Annotated in this window: 20 protein-coding genes; 11 read left to right on the top strand and 9 right to left on the bottom strand. The window is 71.5% G+C overall.

Translation table 11 applies throughout. From position 1 onward, the window contains the following. The first annotated feature begins 3 nt into the window (after positions 1–3). On the top strand, positions 4–819 hold the full coding sequence (locus AXZ95_RS07520; RefSeq protein ID WP_018190415.1) for an ABC transporter permease: 816 nt from the start codon (positions 4–6) through the stop codon (positions 817–819). Then, positions 816–1856: an ABC transporter ATP-binding protein gene (locus AXZ95_RS07515; RefSeq protein WP_018190414.1), complete on the top strand. Its 1041-nt coding sequence runs from the start codon at positions 816–818 to the stop codon at positions 1854–1856. The genes AXZ95_RS07520 and AXZ95_RS07515 overlap by 4 nt, the downstream gene beginning before the upstream one ends. A gap of 128 nt (positions 1857–1984) precedes the next feature. On the opposite strand, the gene AXZ95_RS07510 is transcribed toward AXZ95_RS07515, so the two are convergent. Together AXZ95_RS07510 and moaA are read right to left on the bottom strand one after the other, a co-directional pair. Then, a complete protein-coding gene (locus AXZ95_RS07510; RefSeq protein WP_018190413.1) occupies positions 1985–2230 on the bottom strand; it encodes a MoaD/ThiS family protein in 246 nt (81 codons plus the stop codon). After that, positions 2223–3314 carry a GTP 3',8-cyclase MoaA gene (gene moaA, locus AXZ95_RS07505; RefSeq protein WP_018190412.1) on the bottom strand — a complete coding sequence of 364 codons (1092 nt, stop codon included), beginning with the start codon at positions 3312–3314 and terminating at the stop codon, positions 2223–2225. The genes AXZ95_RS07510 and moaA overlap by 8 nt, the downstream gene beginning before the upstream one ends. Before the next feature lie 79 nt (positions 3315–3393). Here moaA and AXZ95_RS07500 point away from each other — a divergent pair, with 79 nt between their 5' ends. Genes AXZ95_RS07500 through AXZ95_RS07490 form a run of 3 tightly spaced genes read left to right on the top strand, consistent with a single transcriptional unit; the run spans position 3394 to position 5014 of the window. Then, positions 3394–3987 carry a sulfite oxidase-like oxidoreductase gene (locus AXZ95_RS07500; protein ID WP_026307120.1) on the top strand — a complete coding sequence of 198 codons (594 nt, stop codon included), beginning with the start codon at positions 3394–3396 and terminating at the stop codon, positions 3985–3987. Between the two features lie 14 nt (positions 3988–4001). Further along, a complete protein-coding gene (locus tag AXZ95_RS07495; RefSeq protein ID WP_018190410.1) occupies positions 4002–4751 on the top strand; it encodes an FAD-binding oxidoreductase in 750 nt (249 codons plus the stop codon). After that, positions 4748–5014 (top strand): DUF6510 family protein, encoded by a 267-nt coding sequence (locus AXZ95_RS07490; RefSeq protein ID WP_018190409.1) that lies wholly within the window; start codon positions 4748–4750, stop codon positions 5012–5014. The genes AXZ95_RS07495 and AXZ95_RS07490 overlap by 4 nt, the downstream gene beginning before the upstream one ends. Positions 5015–5052: 38 nt before the next feature. On the opposite strand, the gene AXZ95_RS07485 is transcribed toward AXZ95_RS07490, so the two are convergent. Both AXZ95_RS07485 and AXZ95_RS07480 read right to left on the bottom strand, forming a co-directional pair. Further along, positions 5053–7044, bottom strand: coding sequence for an amino acid transporter (locus tag AXZ95_RS07485; RefSeq protein WP_018190408.1), 1992 nt, complete (start codon positions 7042–7044; stop codon positions 5053–5055). 40 nt (positions 7045–7084) lie between these two features. Beyond that, entirely contained in the window at positions 7085–8587 is a 1503-nt protein-coding gene (locus tag AXZ95_RS07480; protein ID WP_018190407.1) for an SDR family NAD(P)-dependent oxidoreductase, read from the bottom strand. 29 nt (positions 8588–8616) lie between these two features. Here AXZ95_RS07480 and AXZ95_RS07475 point away from each other — a divergent pair, with 29 nt between their 5' ends. Further along, positions 8617–9042 carry a DUF1622 domain-containing protein gene (locus AXZ95_RS07475; RefSeq protein ID WP_018190406.1) on the top strand — a complete coding sequence of 142 codons (426 nt, stop codon included), beginning with the start codon at positions 8617–8619 and terminating at the stop codon, positions 9040–9042. Positions 9043–9058: 16 nt separating this feature from the next. On the opposite strand, the gene AXZ95_RS07470 is transcribed toward AXZ95_RS07475, so the two are convergent. After that, a complete protein-coding gene (locus AXZ95_RS07470) occupies positions 9059–9451 on the bottom strand; it encodes a DUF5997 family protein (protein WP_018190405.1) in 393 nt (130 codons plus the stop codon). A gap of 33 nt (positions 9452–9484) precedes the next feature. Here AXZ95_RS07470 and AXZ95_RS07465 point away from each other — a divergent pair, with 33 nt between their 5' ends. The 3 genes from AXZ95_RS07465 (at position 9485) to AXZ95_RS07455 (ending at position 12051) form a co-directional block, all read left to right on the top strand. After that, positions 9485–10138 carry a LysR family transcriptional regulator substrate-binding protein gene (locus AXZ95_RS07465; protein WP_018190404.1) on the top strand — a complete coding sequence of 218 codons (654 nt, stop codon included), beginning with the start codon at positions 9485–9487 and terminating at the stop codon, positions 10136–10138. Between the two features lie 104 nt (positions 10139–10242). Then, positions 10243–11538, top strand: a complete 1296-nt coding sequence (locus tag AXZ95_RS07460; protein ID WP_018190403.1) for an alpha-hydroxy-acid oxidizing protein — start codon at positions 10243–10245, stop codon at positions 11536–11538. Between the two features lie 36 nt (positions 11539–11574). Next, positions 11575–12051 carry an acetyltransferase gene (locus tag AXZ95_RS07455; protein ID WP_018190402.1) on the top strand — a complete coding sequence of 159 codons (477 nt, stop codon included), beginning with the start codon at positions 11575–11577 and terminating at the stop codon, positions 12049–12051. Here the strand turns inward: AXZ95_RS07455 and AXZ95_RS07450 are convergent. From AXZ95_RS07450 to AXZ95_RS07435, 4 genes are all read right to left on the bottom strand, one after another. After that, positions 12048–12455 (bottom strand): hypothetical protein, encoded by a 408-nt coding sequence (locus tag AXZ95_RS07450; protein WP_018190401.1) that lies wholly within the window; start codon positions 12453–12455, stop codon positions 12048–12050. The two genes, AXZ95_RS07455 and AXZ95_RS07450, sit on opposite strands and share 4 nt — an antisense overlap. Before the next feature lie 16 nt (positions 12456–12471). Beyond that, on the bottom strand, positions 12472–13395 hold the full coding sequence (locus AXZ95_RS07445) for an NADP-dependent oxidoreductase (RefSeq protein ID WP_018190400.1): 924 nt from the start codon (positions 13393–13395) through the stop codon (positions 12472–12474). Between the two features lie 87 nt (positions 13396–13482). After that, the gene (locus tag AXZ95_RS07440; protein ID WP_018190399.1) at positions 13483–14511 is read right to left on the bottom strand and encodes a 6-phosphofructokinase; all 1029 of its coding nucleotides are present in this window, start codon (positions 14509–14511) and stop codon (positions 13483–13485) included. A 117-nt stretch (positions 14512–14628) separates the two neighbouring features. Then, a complete protein-coding gene (locus AXZ95_RS07435) occupies positions 14629–15243 on the bottom strand; it encodes a CYTH domain-containing protein (RefSeq protein WP_018190398.1) in 615 nt (204 codons plus the stop codon). Between the two features lie 76 nt (positions 15244–15319). On the opposite strand from AXZ95_RS07435, the gene AXZ95_RS07430 reads away from it, so the two are divergent. Together AXZ95_RS07430 and AXZ95_RS07425 are read left to right on the top strand one after the other, a co-directional pair. Further along, positions 15320–15712, top strand: coding sequence for a DUF3224 domain-containing protein (locus tag AXZ95_RS07430; protein WP_018190397.1), 393 nt, complete (start codon positions 15320–15322; stop codon positions 15710–15712). A 43-nt stretch (positions 15713–15755) separates the two neighbouring features. Then, on the top strand, positions 15756–15956 hold the full coding sequence (locus AXZ95_RS07425) for a hypothetical protein (RefSeq protein ID WP_018190396.1): 201 nt from the start codon (positions 15756–15758) through the stop codon (positions 15954–15956). Positions 15957–15967 lie beyond the last annotated feature (11 nt).

Raw genomic sequence — 15967 nt, 5'->3', positions numbered from 1 at the left:
GCGATGAGCATCCGGCTGGGGGTTCCGCGCTGGATCGTGATGGTCGCCGCCGTCGGCGGCCTGTTCATCGTGCTCCCGCTGATCGCGATGGCGGCCCGCGTCGACTGGGCGGACTTCATCCCCCTCATCACCTCGCCGTCGTCGGTGGATGCGCTCCTCCTCAGCCTGCGCACGTCGCTGCTCGCGACCGCCGCCTGCCTGGTGCTCGGCGTGCCGATGGCGATCGTGCTCGCGCGCGTGCCGTTCACGGGGAGCCGGGTCGTGCGGGCGGTCGTGCTGCTGCCGCTCGTGCTGCCGCCGGTCGTGGGCGGCCTCGCGCTGCTCGCCCTCTACGGCCGCCGTGGACTCCTCGGCGGTGCGCTCGATGTCGCCTTCTCGACGCCCGCGGTGGTGATCGCGCAGACGTTCGTCGCCCTCCCCTTCCTGGTGCTCAGCCTGGAGGGCGCACTGCGCTCTGCCGGGGAGCGCTACGAGGCGGTGGCGGCGACGCTCGGGGCCCGGCCATCCACCGTGCTGTTCCGCGTGACGCTGCCGCTGGTGCTTCCGGCGATCGTCTCCGGGTCGATCCTGTCGTTCGCTCGGGCGCTCGGCGAGTTCGGCGCGACCCTGACGTTCGCGGGCAGTCTGCAGGGGGTCACCCGGACGCTGCCGCTGGAGATCTACCTGCAGCGGGAGAACGATCCCGACGCCGCCGTCGCGCTGTCACTGGTGCTGGTGGCCGTCGCCATCGCCGTGGTCGCGGTCGCCCACGGAGCGGGCGAGGGGCTCCGACCGCGCCGGGTGAGCGCCGATGCCGACGTTCGCGCGAGGGCGGCGTGAGCCTCCACCTGGCGGCGTCGCTCGCCGCGCGGGACGTCGCGGTCGAGCTCACCGTCGCCGACGGCGAGACGCTCGCCCTGCTCGGGCCGAACGGCGCGGGCAAGTCGACGGTGCTCGGGATGCTGGCCGGGCTCGTCCGACCCGACGAGGGCCGTGCGACGCTCGGCGACCAGACCCTGTTCGACCTCCCCGGCACCTGGCGGCCGCCGCATCAGCGAGGCGTCGCGCTGCTGGCGCAGGACGCCCTGCTGTTCCCGCATCTCAGCGTCCGCGACAACGTGGCCTTCGGGCCCCGGTCGTCGGGTGCCGGCCGGGCCGACGCCACCGGGCGAGCCGAGGAGTGGATGCGCCGGACCGCGACGGCGGAGTTCGCCGACCGGCGGCCCGCGGAGCTGTCCGGTGGGCAGGCGCAGCGGGTCGCGGTCGCGCGGGCGCTGGCCGCCGAACCGAGGCTGCTGCTCCTCGACGAGCCGCTGTCTGCGCTGGATGTCGCTGTCGCCGCAGAGCTGCGAGGCACGCTCGCCGGGGTGCTGGCGGGGCGCACGACGGTCCTCGTCACGCACGACGCGCTGGACGCGTACCTCCTCGCCGACCGAGTAGCGGTCATGCATGAGGGTCGCGTGGTCGAGCAGGGACCGATGCGGCAGGTGCTCGAACGGCCACGGAACCCCTTCACTGCGGAGCTGTCGGGGCTGACGCTGGTGGCCGGGGCCCGCACGGCCGACGGGCTCGTCACCGGCGACGGGATGAGGCTACGCGGCACCGCGGTCGAGCGCGTGGAGGTGGGCGCTCCGGCGCTGGCGGCGGTACGTCCGTCCGCGGTGCGCGTGCTGCCCGACGGTGATGGGAGCGACCGGCCCGAGCGCATCCACGCGACGGTGACCGGTCTGGAGCCGCAGGCGGACCTCGTCCGCGTGCGCACCGACCGCCTCGACGCGCTGGTGCCGCCCGCCGACGTGGCCAACCTCCGCCTCCGCGTCGGCGACCGCATCACCCTCGACGTTCCGCCCTCCGCCGCAACCGTCTACCCCGCCTGACCCCTTCGGGCCTCCGCCCGCCGTCGAGTCCGCAAACTTTGCACGCTGGGAGGGCGGATTCTGTGCAAAGTATGCGTACTCGACGGTGGGCGGACGAGCGCACGCGACAGGGAAGGGAAGGGACGGGGTCAGCCGCCGGCGAAGGGCGGCAGCACGTCGACGGTGGCGGTCAGCTCGCGGGAGGGGTCGCGCGAGACGACGCCGCCGACGAGGAACGAACCTGAGCGCACCACGCGCTCCATCGGCTCGCCGTAGCGCGACACGAGTTCGGCCTGCAGACCTCCGACGGTCGCGTCTTCGACCTCCACGCGCTCCTCCGGCCGCCCCGCAGCCTCCTCCGCCGCGGCGAAGTACCGCACCAGCACCTCAGCCACCGATCGCCCCCATGCTCCGCACCGGCGGCGCGAAACCAGCGGCGTCCATCCCGTGACCGGCCTGCTTTCCCCACATGGCCGCGCGCCACCAGCGGGCGATCTCGGCGTCGTCCGCCCCGCCTCGGAGCAGCCCGCGGAGGTCGGTCTCATCGTCTCCGAAGAGGCACGAGCGCACAGTGCCCTCGGCGGTGATGCGGGTGCGGTCGCAGGCCGAGCAGAACGAGCGGGTGACCGACGCGATGATCCCGACCGTGGCGGGGAGTCCATCCACCGTCCAGCCGTCGACCAGCCACTCCTCCGCGGGGGCGTGCGGGTCGTCGCGACCCGCCTCGATGAGGGCGAAGCGCTCGCCCAGCACCGAGAGCAGCTCCTCGGCCGACACCATGTTCTCGCGCAGCCACGACCGGTCGGCGTCGAGCGGCATCTGCTCGATGAACCGCAGCCGGCAGCCGTTCTCCAGCGCCCACGCGAGGAGGTCGGAGGCGTCGTCGAGGGTGTCGCGCATCATCACCGCGTTGAGCTTCAGCGGGGTGAGCCCGGCGGCGTGCGCGGCGTGGATTCCGGCGAGCACGGCGGGCAGGCGGTCACGTCGGGTGAGCCGGGCGAAGTGCTCCCGGTCGACCGTGTCGAGCGAGACGTTGACGCGGGTGAGGCCGGCGTCGACGAGCGAGCGGATGCGGTGGTCGAGTCCGATGCCGTTGGTCGTGATCGACAGGTCCACCCCGGGAGCCACCGCCGCCGAACGGCCGATGATCTCGGCGAGATCGGCGCGCATCAAGGGCTCGCCGCCGGTGAACCGCACCTCACGCACGCCCAGGTCGCGGACGCCGATGCCGACGAGCCGCGCGATCTCCGTCGCGCTGAGCAGATCATCGCGCGGGATCGCCGGCAGACCCTCCGCGGGCATGCAGTACGTGCAGCGCAACGAGCACTTCTCGGTCACCGACACGCGCAGGTCACGGGCGACGCGCCCGAACCGGTCGACGAGCCCGGGATGCTCGGGCCGCCCCTCGGTGCTGGGCGTCGACGGCGGCGCGGCCTGGCGCTGCGCACTCAGCGGGAGCCCCAGGTTGACGGCGGTCATGTCATCACCCTAGACCGCTCTCCCGACAAGACCGAGTCCGTCGTAGACCCGGTGGCATGCGCGGCAATAAGCTTCCCCCATGGGAATCATCTCCTCCGGCTTTTCGGGCCGTCGCAGGGCCGACGACCCCCGCCTGCCACCGGGTCAGTATCTGACCGAGGGCTTCCCGGTGCTGTCGGCCGGGCCGACGCCCCGCATCGCCAAAGACGACTGGGCGTTCACCATCACCACCGAGAAGGGCGACGTCCACCGCTGGAGCTGGGATGAGTTCCTCGCGCTCCCGCAGGAGGACGTGAGCACCGACATCCACTGCGTCACCAGCTGGTCGAAGCTCGGGACGTCGTGGCGCGGTGTGGCGCTGGACACTCTGTTCAAGGATGTCGACACCAGCTTCGCGTACACCATGGCGCACAGCTACGGCGGCTACACGACCAACGTCCCGCTCGCCGACCTGCTCGGCGGCAAGGCGTGGGTCGCCCACAGCTTCGACGGCAAGGACCTCGAGCCCGAGCACGGCGGTCCCGCCCGGCTCCTCGTGCCGCACCTGTACTTCTGGAAGAGCGCCAAGTGGGTCAACGGGCTGCAGATGCTCCCGCAGGACCAGCCGGGCTTCTGGGAGCAGAACGGCTACAACATGTATGGCGACCCCTGGAAGGAACAGCGCTACTGGTGAGCAGCGTATGGCGGGTGGCCGACGTCGTCGCCACGCGGATGGAGACCCCGACGGCCCGCACCATCCGGCTGCGCATCCCCGGATTGCACGGCCACCTCGCGGGGCAGCACGTCGACATCCGGTTGACGGCGCCCGACGGCTACCAGGCGGTCCGGTCGTACTCGATCGCCTCCGGCGGCGGTCGCGGAGCCATCGAACCGCATGACCTCCCCGACGACGAGCTGGAGCTGACGGTGGAGGAGCTCGCCGACGGCGAAGTCTCCCCCTACCTCGTCCGCGACCTCGCCGACGGCGACCAGCTGGAGGTGCGCGGACCGGTCGGCGGCTGGTTCGTCTGGCGCGACGGCGACACGACGCCGGTGCAGCTGATCGCCGGCGGTTCGGGCGTCGTCCCGCTCATGTCGATGGCGCGGGCGCACGCCGCCGCCGCGAGTCCTGCACCGTTCCGGATGCTGTACTCGCTGCGCTCCCCCGCCTCCGGGTACTACTCGGACGAACTCTCGGCGCTGGCCGCCGACACGGCATCGCCGCTCCAGCTCGACTACGTCTACACGCGGCAGGCTCCGGAGGGCGCACCGGCGCCCGCCCGCCTCACCGCCGAAGGCCTCATGCGTCGCACCATCCCGGCCTCCGACTCCCCCACCTTCTTCATCTGCGGCTCCACGCCGTTCGTCGAGGCGGTCTCCGGCTGGCTCGTCGACGCGGGTCACGAGGCGGCGCGCATCCGCACCGAACGCTACGGCGGCATCGGAGGCACGCCATGACGGATCAGGACTTCCTCGACGGGAACGCCGCGGCCGGGATGCTGTCTGAGGTCTTCGCGGCCGACGTCACCACCGCGGTCGGCTGTTGCGGCAACTGCGGCGACGAATCGGTCGTCGCGCGCGGTCGCGTCTACCTGGACGAGCACGGCCTCGTCGTGCGCTGCTCGGTCTGCGGCGATGTGCTGGCGGTCGCGTCGGAGCGCGCCGGCCGCCTCTGTCTCGACCTGCGCGGCCTCGCCTGGCTGGAGTTCGCGGTCGAGTAGCCGCGCTCAGGACACCTGGCGCTCAGGACACGTGGCGCTCAGGACACGTGCACGGCCGGGCGCCGCTTGACGTCCTTCTCGGCCTCCCGCAGCACCTCGCGCGTGACGGGGGCGACCTCGCCGACGCCGGTGATCAGGTAGCGGAACATGTTCGAGATCGGGTTGCCCTCCGTCCACTCGAAGTAGATCGCCGGCACGACACCCGTGATGTCGCGCATCTCCAGCAGCACGGCCGCGATGGTGTTCGGCACGTTGCCGCTCCGCACCTGCAGCACCCGGTAGCCGTGCTTGACGACGCCCTGCACCTCCAGGTCCTCCTCGAAGTCGGAGGAGTCCGACGGCAGCACCTCGAGGAAGATGGTTCGCGACCGCTGCGGGATGTGGCTGAACTTCCGCTCGTCCTTGTTCTTCTGCGCGTACTCCTTGTCCGTGTCGACGTCGGGCTCGTGCGAGATGATCCGGATCTCGCCCTCCTCCGCGTCTTCGAGGATGAAGTCGAGCGCCGTCACATCGAACGTGACGGAGGTGGCGCGCAGCTGGAACGACCGCCCGATGCGCGACACGATCGACACGATGAGGATGGCGAGGATGAACAGGGTCGCGATCCGGAGGCCGTCCGGCCGCTCGATGATGTTGTCCACCGTCGTGTAGACGAAGATCGCCGTGATGATGCCGAACGCGACCATGCGCTTCCGCTGCCGCTTGCGCCGCGCAGACAGCGTCACCGCGAGGGAGGCGGACGTGATGAGCACCAGCACGCCGGTCGCGTAGGCGCCGCCCTGCGCATCCACGCTCGCCTCGAAGATCAGCGTGATGAGGAACGCGATGGCGGTGAACACGAGCACCAGCGGGCGCACCGCGCGCGCCCACTGCGGCGCCATCCCGTACCGGGGCAGGTAGCGCGGCACCAGGTTGAGCAGGCCGGCCATAGCCGACGCACCCGCGAACCAGAGGATGAGGATGGTCGAGATGTCGTAGACCGTGCCGAAGCCGTTGCCCAGGTACTCGTGCGCGAGGTACGCCAGCGCACGGCCGTTGGCCTGGCCGCCGGGCTGGAACTCCCGCTGCGGGATGAGCAGCGTCGTGGTGAAGCTCGACGTGATCAGGAAGACGCTCATGATGATCGCCGCCGTGGTGAGCAGCCGCCCCGCGCCACGGATGCGGCCTTTCGGGTAGGCGGGATCGTCGTCCGGCCGTCCCTTGATCTGCGGCATCACGGCGACGCCGGTCTCGAAGCCGGAGAGGCCGAGCGCGAGCTTGGGGAACACGAGCAGCGCGACCCCGACGATGACGAGCGGGTTGCCGTTCTGTTGGAACAGCGCCTCCGACCAGTCGGTGACGGCGGTCGGATGCACGAAGACCTGGACGATGGACACGCCGACCACGACGACGTTGAGCGCCAGGTACAGAGCGACCAGCACCACCGCGATGCCGATCGCCTCCTTGAATCCCCTGAGGAACACGGCGCCCAGCAGCGCGAGCAGGAAGAGCGTGATCAGCACGTTGTTGCCGTGGAACCAGTCCGGCGCGTACGGGTTCTCGATCGCGTGCGCCGAGGCGTCCGCCGCCGACAGCGTGATCGTGATCATGAAGTCGGTCGCCGCGAAGCCCAGCAGCACGAGCACCAGCAGCTTGCCCGCCCACCACGGCAGCAGCCGCTCCAGCATGGCGATGGAGCCGGAGCCCTTGAAGCTCTCCCGCGCCACCCGGCGGTAGACCGGCAGCGCGCCGAGCAGGGTGAGGGCGACGAGCACCAGCGTCGCGAACGGCGAGATGAGGCCGGCGGCGAGCGCAGCGATGGCGGGCTGGTAGCCGAGGGTGGAGAAGTAGTCGACACCGGTGAGGCACATGACCTGCCACCACGGGTGGGTGCGTTCGGGGTTGCGGCCGTGCGGTCCCTGCTGGGTGCCGCGCTCATCCACCAGGCCGGTGAGCAGCCAGTGCCGGAGCGCGCCGCCCTTCGCCCGTTTCGGGGTGGGCCGCGCCTGACCTGGCACGGGGGAAAGCTGCTGGTCGGGAGTGCTCGACATCGGCATCCTTCCGCTCATGCCTTCGTCGTCAGCGTAGCGCTCACCAGGCCGAGGCACGGTAGTCCTTGAGGAAGACGCCGTGCAGGTCCTCTCCGGCCTCTCCGCGGACGATCGGGTCGTAGACGCGGGCGGCGCCGTCGACCAGGTCGAGCGGGGCGTGGAAGCCCTCCTCCGCGAGCCGCACCTTCGTGTGGTGCGGGCGCTCGTCGGTGATCCATCCCGTGTCGACGCTCGTCATGAGGATGCCGTCGGTCTCGAACATCTCGCCGGCGCTCGTGCGCGTGAGCATGTTCAGCGCCGCCTTCGACATGTTGGTGTGCGGGTGACCCGGCCCCTTGTAGCGGCGGCCGAAGACACCCTCCATCGCCGACACGTTGACGATGTACGACCGCCCGGCGGCGGCGAGGGAGGGACGCAGCCGGTCGATCAGGATGAAGGGGGCGGTCTGGTTGCACAGCTGCACCTCGAGCAGCTCAAGCGCGTCGATCGCTCCGATGTTCTGCGTCCAGCTGTTCACGTGCGCCACGTCGGGAACGAGCCCGCCCGCGTCGATGGCCGTGCCGTCCGCATGCTTCTCAAGGGACGACGAACCGGCGGCCATCGCGACCGCCGCCAGGTCGTCCGCTGTGAGCGCGGCCGCACCGGCGACCTCGGCGATCGTGCCGCGGACGTCCGCCGCCGACAGCAGCGGGTGCGCCGCGACCGAGCGCTCCAGGGCGAGGGGATGCGGGTCCGCCGTGTGCCCGAACGTCTCCAGCTCCGGCAGCGGACCGTCGGGCAACGGCTGCGTCTCCGCCTCGGCCAGCAGCGAGTACGCGCCGGGCGAGCGGCGGACGGTCTGCGCCGCGTTGTTGATCAGGATGTCGAGGGGTCCGCGCTCGGCGACCGAGTCGGCCAGCGCGATGACCTGCGCCGGGTCTCGGAGGTCGATGCCGACGACCCGGAGGCGGTCGATCCAGCGGCCGGCGTCGGGCAGCTGCGAGAACCGGCGCACCGCATCCCGCGGGAACCGGGTGGTGATGGTGAGGTGGGCGCCGTCACGGAGCAGCCGGAGGGCGATGTGCATGCCGATCTTGGCCCGGCCGCCGGTGAGCAGCGCGCGCTTGCCGGTCAGGTCTGTGGTCGCGTTGCGCTTGGCGTGGCTGAAGGCCGCGCACGACGGGCACAGCTGGTGGTAGAACCAGTCGACCTGCGTGTAGTCCTGCTTGCAGATGTAGCAGGCGCGCGGCGTGATGAGGGTTCCGGCGGTGTGGGATGCGGTCGTGCCGGAGGTCAGCTCGCGCCCGCGCGTCTCGTCGTCGATGCGGTCCGGAGCGCCTGTGGCGGTCGCGGCGATGACGGCGCGGTCGGCCGCCTGCACCTGCTCGCGAAGCTGCCGCTTCCTGGCCTGCTTCGACGCCTTGAACATGTGCGCGGTCGCCCGGCGGACGGTCACGTAGTCGGGATGCTCCTGGTCCAGCTCGTGCAGCTGTCCGAGGACGCGGAGGGTGACGGCGAGTTCGTCGGGGTCGAGGCCGGAGGACGCCGGGGTTTCGGGAGGCACCGGAGAATTCTACGTGGCACCATGAGCACATGGATGCGCACGCGTTGTTCGAAGCGACCGGCACGGCGTTCGAGTTCGCCGGTGTCGCCGCGATGGCGATCGGCCTGGTGGTCGCGATCGGCCTGTCGCTGGTCGCCTGGCGGCGTCAGCGCAGCGGCGCTGCGGCGTTCCGGACGCTGCGGGAGAGCTTCGGCGGCGTCATCCTGCTGGGTCTCGAGATCCTCGTCGCGGCCGACCTGGTCAAGACCGTGACATCGACGCCGTCGCTGACGGATGCGGTGGTGCTCGGGATCATCGTGCTGATCCGCACCATCCTCAGCTTCTCGCTGCAGGTCGAGATCGACGGTGTCGCGCCGTGGCGGCGCGCGCTGGTCACCGGGCCGGAGACCATCGCACGAGCCGCCCGCTCGGCGAACCGCACGCCGGACGGCACCCCGGAGCCGCGCGGGGCCTGACGGTCGCCGCTCCCGCCTACTCCTCTTCGGCCGCGCGCCGGGCCGCCCGCTCGGCGTCGCGCTGCTTGACCCGCGCGTTCTCGGCGCGAACCGCCGCCTGCGTCGCCCGCTCGTCGACCAGCCACTGCGGCGGATCGGCCAGGAGGTCCTTGATCTGCGCGGTGGTCAGGGCCTCGGTCACCCCGCCGCGGGCGAGGCCCGAGTTCGAGACGCCGAGCTTGCGTGCCACCACGTCGCGGGGATGCGGACCCTCGGCGCGCAGGGTCTGCAGCCACTCCGGCGGCTCGGCGTTCAGCGCATCCAGCTCGGTCCGGCTGATCTCGCGGTCGCGGAAGTCGTCGGGCGCCGCCGGCAGGTAGATGCCGAGCTTCTTGGCCGCTGTGGCCGGTTTCATGGTCTGCGCCTTCATGTGCTCCAGGCTACCGTTCGCTACCCTCGTCAGGTGTCCTCCCGCTTCGCGATCGCCTTCCCGCTCGGTGTCACCGTCGGCAAGTGGACGCGCGCGTTCGAGCAGCGCCACCCCGACGTGGAGCTGGTGGTGCGGCCCAGCGACGATCCGCTCGGGGTGCTCGCGGCCGGAGATGCGGACATGGTGTTCGCCCGCGACGCCGAGGCGGACGACGACCGCCACCTCATCCCCCTGTACGCGGAGGATGTCGTCGTGGTCGTGCACCACGAGCACCTGCTCACCCTCGAGGAGCACCTTCACCTCGCCGACCTCGACGGCGAGCCCCGGGTTGCCGGCGAGCCGTCGGAGGCGTTCATGCGGAGTGTCGCCGCCGGCGACGGCATCGCACTGCTGCCCGCATCTGTCGCCAAGGCTCTCCGCCGGAAGGACGTGGCGGCCCTCCCCCTCGAGGACGGCCCGCAGAGCCGCATCGGCCTGACCTGGCCGCGCGAGGGGCAGCATCCACTGGTCGACGATTTCATCGGCGTCGTGCGGGGGCGCACGGCGCACAGCTCACGCAACCCGGAGGTCGCCGCGCGCGAGGCGGCGGACGGCCGTAAGGCCGCCGGCACGCGCGCCCCCTCCGGCGGCCGCACCCCCTCCGCCAAGCGCACGCCGCCCTCCCGCAAGCGCCCCCGCCGCCGCTGACCCCTCTCCGCCGATCGAGTTGACGCAACACGCCGCCCGGCGGCGCTTGCCGACGGCGTGTTGCGTCAACCGGATGCATCGGGTCCGGGCGGAGGATAGGAGGCATGAGCAGCGCCGGGCGCGACGCCCAGTCCGAGATCTACCGCGACGGTGTCGCCGGCCGTCGCCCGCGCATCCCGGTGGGATACGCCCAGCTCGAGCGGGCGGCGCAACGGCGGCTGAGTCGCGCGGCGTTCGCGTACATCGCCGGCTCCGCCGGCCTGGAGCGCACGGCGGACGCCAACACGGAGGCGTTCCGGCGGCGGCGCATCGTCCCGCGCGTCCTGCGCGACGTGTCGGCGCGCGACCTCTCCGTCGAACTGTTCGGCGTCCGGCGGCCGACGCCGCTGCTGCTCGCCCCGATCGGCGTGCTGGAGCTCGCCCGGCGCGGAGGGGATGCGGCCGCAGCCCGCGCCGCCGCCGCCCTCGGCGTGCCGGCCGTGCTCTCGAACCAGGCGTCGCAGCCCATGGAGGAGGTCGTCGGCGCCATGGCGGACGTGGCGCCCGCCGCATCCCGCTGGTTCCAGCTGTACTGGAGTTCGTCGCGCGACCTGGTGGCGAGCCTCGTCGAGCGGGCGGAGCGCTCGGGATGCGAGGCGATCGTGGTCACGCTGGACACACATGTGCTCGGCTGGCGACCGCGCGACCTCGCCCTCGGCTACCTTCCGTTCAGCCGGGGTCTGGGGATCGCGCAGTACACCTCCGATCCGGTGTTCCAGCAGCTGGTCCGCGAGCGGGCGGCCGTCGCCTCCGGGCCGCGCCCGACGCCGACGCCTGCTGCGGTCGCGGCGTTCGCCAGCATCCTGCGCCACCATCCCGGGCCGCTGCGTGAGAAGCTGCGGTCGGGAGAGCCGCTCGCCGCAGTCGAGACGTTCCTCGACGTCTTCGCCGACCCGTCGCTGACCTGGGACGACCTGGCGTTCCTCCGCGAGCGCACCCGACTGCCGATCGTGCTGAAGGGCGTGCTGCATCCCGACGACGCGCGCCGTGCCCTCGACGCCGGGGTGGATGCCGTCCAGGTCTCGAACCACGGCGGCCGCCAGATCGACGGCGAGGTGGCGGCGCTCGATGCACTGCCCGGTGTCGTGGCGGCGGTCGACGGACGGGTGCCGGTGATCTTCGACAGCGGCATCCGCGGCGGTGCGGATGCGGCGATCGCCCTCGCCCTCGGCGCCCGGGCCGTCGCGATCGGCCGGCCGTACGCCTACGCCCTCGCCGTCGCGGGCGAGGCGGGCGTGCGGGAGCTGCTGCGCAACACGATCGCCGAGCTCGACATCACCCTCGGTCTCGCGGGCGTCCGCAGCGTCGCCGAGCTGGACGCGAGCATCCTGTCACCGATGCCTGCGACGGTCGCTCACTAGGCTGGAAGACCGGTACCGGCCGAAGGGAGCCTGCTGATGTCCGAATCCACCGCGGCGGCTGTGAGCATCCGGGCCTCTGTCGGGGTAGCCGAGTACCCGGCTCTCGTGGCGATCTGGCGCCGAGCCGTGGATGCGACGCACGACTTCCTCTCGGCGACCGATCGCGACGAGATCGAGGCACGGCTGGCATCCGACTACTTCCCCGCCGTCACGCTGTCGGTCGCCGAGCGGGACGGCCGCCCTGTCGGCTTCTCGGGTGTGCTCGACGGCACCCTGGAGATGCTCTTCGTGGATGCGGCCGAGCGCGGCGGCGGGATCGGCACGGCGCTTCTCGATCACGCGATCCGCGACCACCGCGTCGTCCGCGTCGACGTCAACGAGCAGAACGCGTCAGCCGCCGGTTTCTACCGCTCCCGCGGCTTCGCGGTCGTCGGTCGGAGCCCGACCGACGAGGCCGGTCGTCCGTATCCGCTGCTCCACCTCGAGCTCGCACCGGCGAACCGGCACCGCTAGGAGACCGACGCCCCGATCAGCGATAGCAGCGCCTGCGCGTACGCGGTGGCGGCGTCATCGTGCTCGAAGTACCGCTCCTCCCCCTCGATCAGCACGGTCACCCGGTAGCCGTCGGGCGTGCGCGCGAGGTGGCGGAAGGTGCCGCCGAGCAGTTCGCGCAGCTGGTCCTCGCGCGGGATCCACAGGGCGTCCTCGACGGCGAGCGAGTCGAGCGCCCACTCCGTCGTGCCGTTGAAGCCGAGGATGGTACCGGTGTCGAAGTGGTGCGGCTCGATCGTCATCTCGCTGACGGTGAAGCGCTCCCCCTCCATGCCCGGTCGGTCGATGGCGAACGTGTCGCCCGACGCCGGCTGCCAGCGCAGCCCCGCGGTGCGAAGCTGCCGGGCGATGTCCTCTGCGATCATGGATGCTCCTTCACGGTCAGTCGGTGACGATGACGATTTTGCCGCGCACGTGGCCGCCCTCGAGCCGCGCGTACGCCTCCACCGTCCGTTCGATCGGGTAGATCGAGTCGATCGGCAGGACCAGCTCGTTCTCGGCGAGCAGGTCGGCGAGCTCGGCGAGGTCGTCGTTGGTGGCGGCGTGCCCGCCGACGTTCTGCGCTCCGCGCGCCTCCGGCCCGAAGACCGCGATGGAGTTGACGCGTTCGATCGGCACACCGAGTTCCAGCGCCGCCTCGATCGTCTCCGGGCCGTGGTTGTCGAGCACCGCGGTCACACGGTCGTCGTCGAGGACGTCGCGCACGCGCTCGGCGAGACCGTCGCCGTAGGTCACCGGGATGACGCCGAGCGACTCGAGGAACTCGTGGTTCTCCTCGCTCGCCGTGCCGATCACCGTCGCCCCCGCGCGGACGACCAGCTGGGCGGCGAGCACGCCGACCCCGCCCGCTGCAGCGCTCACCAGCACCGTGTCGCGCTCGCGGATGCCCAGAGCGCGCACCGTGGCGAACGCCGTCCGGCCGACGACGCCGAGCGAACCTGCCGCCTCAAACGTCAGCGGATCGGGTTTCGCGATCACCTGCCCGTCCTCCGGCACCACCACGAAGTCGGCGATGGAGGAGAACGGCGCCGTGCCGAGCACGGCCTGACCGAGCTCGAACCGCGTCACGCCGTCGCCGATCTCCTCGACGAACCCGGCGAAGTCCTGTCCGATCCCGCTCGGCAGCGTCACTCCCATGTGCGCGGCGGCCCGCTCGTCGCGGTAAGCCTTCACATCCATCGGATTGAGCCCGGCCGCCATCACGCGGACCAGCACCTGGCCGGGACCCGGCCACGGTCTCTCCCGCTCCACCACGTGCAGGTAGTCGCGGGAGCCGAACTCATCGAACTGGACGAAACGCGGCACGGACGGGCTCCTTCCCTCTGGTAGCACGGAGCCTAGCCCCGACACCCCCGGAACAGCAGGGAGAGAGCCCACAGGTGCAGCGAGCGCTCAGCCGAAGAGGAGCGCGGCCTCCTCGTAGCGCGCGGGCGGCACGGTCTTCAGACCGCCGGTCGCGTCGGCGATCGAGACGTTGACGACGTCGGTGCCGCGCAGCGACACCATGGAGCCCCAGCGGCCCTCGTACACCGCATCCACCGCCGCCATACCGAGGCGGGTGGCGAGGACGCGGTCGTACGCGCTCGGGACGCCACCGCGCTGCATGTGGCCGAGCACGGTCGCCCGCGACTCGATGCCGGTGCGCTCCTCGATCATCGGGGCGAGCATCTCGCCGATTCCGCCGAGGCGCGGCCGGTTGAACGCGTCCAGTCCCTTGTGCGAGTGCGCCTCCTCCATCGTGTCGAGGTGGAAGCCCTCCGACACGACGATGACGGGCGCACGGCCGCGGTCGCGGACCGACTCGACCCACTCGCAGATCTGCTCGATCGACTGCGGCTGCTCCGGGATGAGGATGGCGTGGGCGCCGCCCGCCATGCCCGAGTGCAGGGCGATCCAGCCGACGTGACGGCCCATGACCTCGACGACCATGCAGCGCTGGTGCGACTCGGCGGTGGTGCGGAGGCGGTCGATCGCCTCGGTGGCGATCTCGACGGCCGTGTCGAAGCCGAACGAGTAGTCGGTGGCGGCGAGGTCGTTGTCGATGGTCTTCGGGACGCCGACGATCTTGAGCCCGGCGTCGGTGAGACGGCGTGCGGCCGTCAGGGTGCCCTCTCCGCCGATGGCGATGATCGCGTCGATGCCGTTCTCATCCATCATCCGCTGGATGTTCTCGGGGCCGCCCTTGTCGCCCTCGAACGGGTTGGTGCGGCTGGAGCCGAGGATGGTGCCGCCCTGGCGGGACAGGCCGCGGACGCTGTGCCGGTCGAGCGGCATGATGTCGCCGTCGACCACACCGCGCCAGCCGTAACGGAAGCCGGCGAACTCGGAGCGGTACACGCGGTCGCCCTTCAGGACCGCGCCGCGGATCACCGCGTTCAGGCCCGGGCAGTCGCCGCCGCTGGTGAGGATGCCGATCTTCATGCTGCTCCGTTTCTCAAGGCGTTCCCTGAATCATGCCCGGATGCCCCGGCCTGCACAAAATCGCACTGGACGCTGAGCGCGGCGGGTGGTAAACGGGCCGGGTAGACCGTTCGGGTGTCAGAGGCCGAGGGCGCGCTGCAGCTTGGACGAGCTGGCCGAGGGCCGGGCTCCCGCCGCGAGCAGGTGCTCCTCGATGTCGTCGAGGAGGGCGTTGCGGCGCTGACGGGTGTCGGGGGCCCCGCTCAGGAGTTCCACCTCCCACTCGCGCCACTCCTGCGTCGCGCCGGTTCGGAGGTTCTCGCTCCGGACATGGTCGTCGGTGAGCTCGGCGACCTCGAAGCCGGCGGCATCCTGCAGCAGGACGCTGTCGCGCTCGTTCGTGACCCGGGCGATCGGGACGAGCGGTTCGTCGCCGATCAGCTCGCGCAGGTGCTGCCGCAGCTCGGCGGGCGGCTCGTCGCCCTCCGTGAGGTCCCAGTGCAGCTCGGTGCGGCCCTCCTCGGCGGGCAGCTTGACGTGCCAGCCCGCGTCGTGGCCGCCACGGCGCACGCGGACCGCGGTCCTGTGCTGGGCGAGCGCCAGATCGGCCGTGTCGAAATAGGTGGCCACGAGCTCGTGCCGCTCGGGCTCCCCCTGCACCGCGATCGTGCCGACGCCGACGAGCTGAGGATGCTGTGCCTCGGCCTCGACGTCGTACTTGCGCTCGATCTCGGTCTGGGAGTGGTGGGGCATATCCCCTGTCTAGCCCACAATTCGTCTGTCGCGAAATTTCAAGCGAGCCGCCCGCCGCAGCCCCTACGGTGAACGCATGACCTCAGAGACGATCACCGCCCGCTTCGACGTCACCGGTTGGGAGCCGGCCGACCTGTCGGGCATCGACGGCGACTGGGTGGGCGCCGTCGTCATGCGGAAGACCTACACCGAGGGACTGGTGGGCGAATCCGTCGCGCACTTCGTCTCCTCCGGCACCGAGGAGGGCGGGCGCGGCTACCTCGCCGCCGAGCGGATCACCGGCCGGCTGGAGGACGGGAGGGCAGGCTCGTTCACCGTCCACCACGGCGCGCTGCAGCATCCTGGCGACAGCTCGGCCTTCGGGAACATCGTGCCGGGCACGGGGACGGACGACTTCGCCGACTTCCGGGGAGCGGCCAGGATCGAGCACGACGACCGCGGCGCGTTCTTCGTCTTCGAGCTGGAGTGAGACCACCCTTCACGCCCGCAGCAGGCCGCTGTACCGTGGGGGCATGAGCGACCCCAGAGGACGTGAGTACCGAGACGACGAGGACCTCGACGACTTCCGCGAGGCGCAGGAGACCGACTACGAGCCGGAGCCCGTCATCCACGACCCGGAGGACGTGCCGGTGGTCGACGACGAGGACGACGAACTGCTCCCCGACGACGACCGCCCGGTGCCGATCGACCCCGACGACGCCGAGATCGCCTAGCCGACAGCTCC

The organism is Leifsonia sp. 115AMFTsu3.1 (assembly GCF_004362795.1).
Classification (GTDB): Bacteria; Actinomycetota; Actinomycetes; order Actinomycetales; family Microbacteriaceae; genus Leifsonia.
Note: the sequence above shows the minus strand (reverse complement) of the source record. Positions and strands in the feature narration are given on the sequence as shown.

Coding starts and splice junctions, on each gene's coding strand:
- moaA (WP_018190412.1), bottom strand. CDS start 3,314: ATGACCGCCGTCAACCTGGGGCTCCCGCTGAGTGCGCAGCGCCAGGCC.
- AXZ95_RS07485 (WP_018190408.1), bottom strand. CDS start 7,044: ATGTCGAGCACTCCCGACCAGCAGCTTTCCCCCGTGCCAGGTCAGGCG.
- AXZ95_RS07430 (WP_018190397.1), top strand. CDS start 15,320: ATGACCTCAGAGACGATCACCGCCCGCTTCGACGTCACCGGTTGGGAG.
- AXZ95_RS07475 (WP_018190406.1), top strand. CDS start 8,617: ATGGATGCGCACGCGTTGTTCGAAGCGACCGGCACGGCGTTCGAGTTC.
- AXZ95_RS07520 (WP_018190415.1), top strand. CDS start 4: ATGAGCATCCGGCTGGGGGTTCCGCGCTGGATCGTGATGGTCGCCGCC.
- AXZ95_RS07425 (WP_018190396.1), top strand. CDS start 15,756: ATGAGCGACCCCAGAGGACGTGAGTACCGAGACGACGAGGACCTCGAC.
- AXZ95_RS07470 (WP_018190405.1), bottom strand. CDS start 9,451: ATGAAGGCGCAGACCATGAAACCGGCCACAGCGGCCAAGAAGCTCGGC.
- AXZ95_RS07450 (WP_018190401.1), bottom strand. CDS start 12,455: ATGATCGCAGAGGACATCGCCCGGCAGCTTCGCACCGCGGGGCTGCGC.
- AXZ95_RS07500 (WP_026307120.1), top strand. CDS start 3,394: ATGGGAATCATCTCCTCCGGCTTTTCGGGCCGTCGCAGGGCCGACGAC.
- AXZ95_RS07490 (WP_018190409.1), top strand. CDS start 4,748: ATGACGGATCAGGACTTCCTCGACGGGAACGCCGCGGCCGGGATGCTG.
- AXZ95_RS07460 (WP_018190403.1), top strand. CDS start 10,243: ATGAGCAGCGCCGGGCGCGACGCCCAGTCCGAGATCTACCGCGACGGT.
- AXZ95_RS07455 (WP_018190402.1), top strand. CDS start 11,575: ATGTCCGAATCCACCGCGGCGGCTGTGAGCATCCGGGCCTCTGTCGGG.
- AXZ95_RS07435 (WP_018190398.1), bottom strand. CDS start 15,243: ATGCCCCACCACTCCCAGACCGAGATCGAGCGCAAGTACGACGTCGAG.
- AXZ95_RS07440 (WP_018190399.1), bottom strand. CDS start 14,511: ATGAAGATCGGCATCCTCACCAGCGGCGGCGACTGCCCGGGCCTGAAC.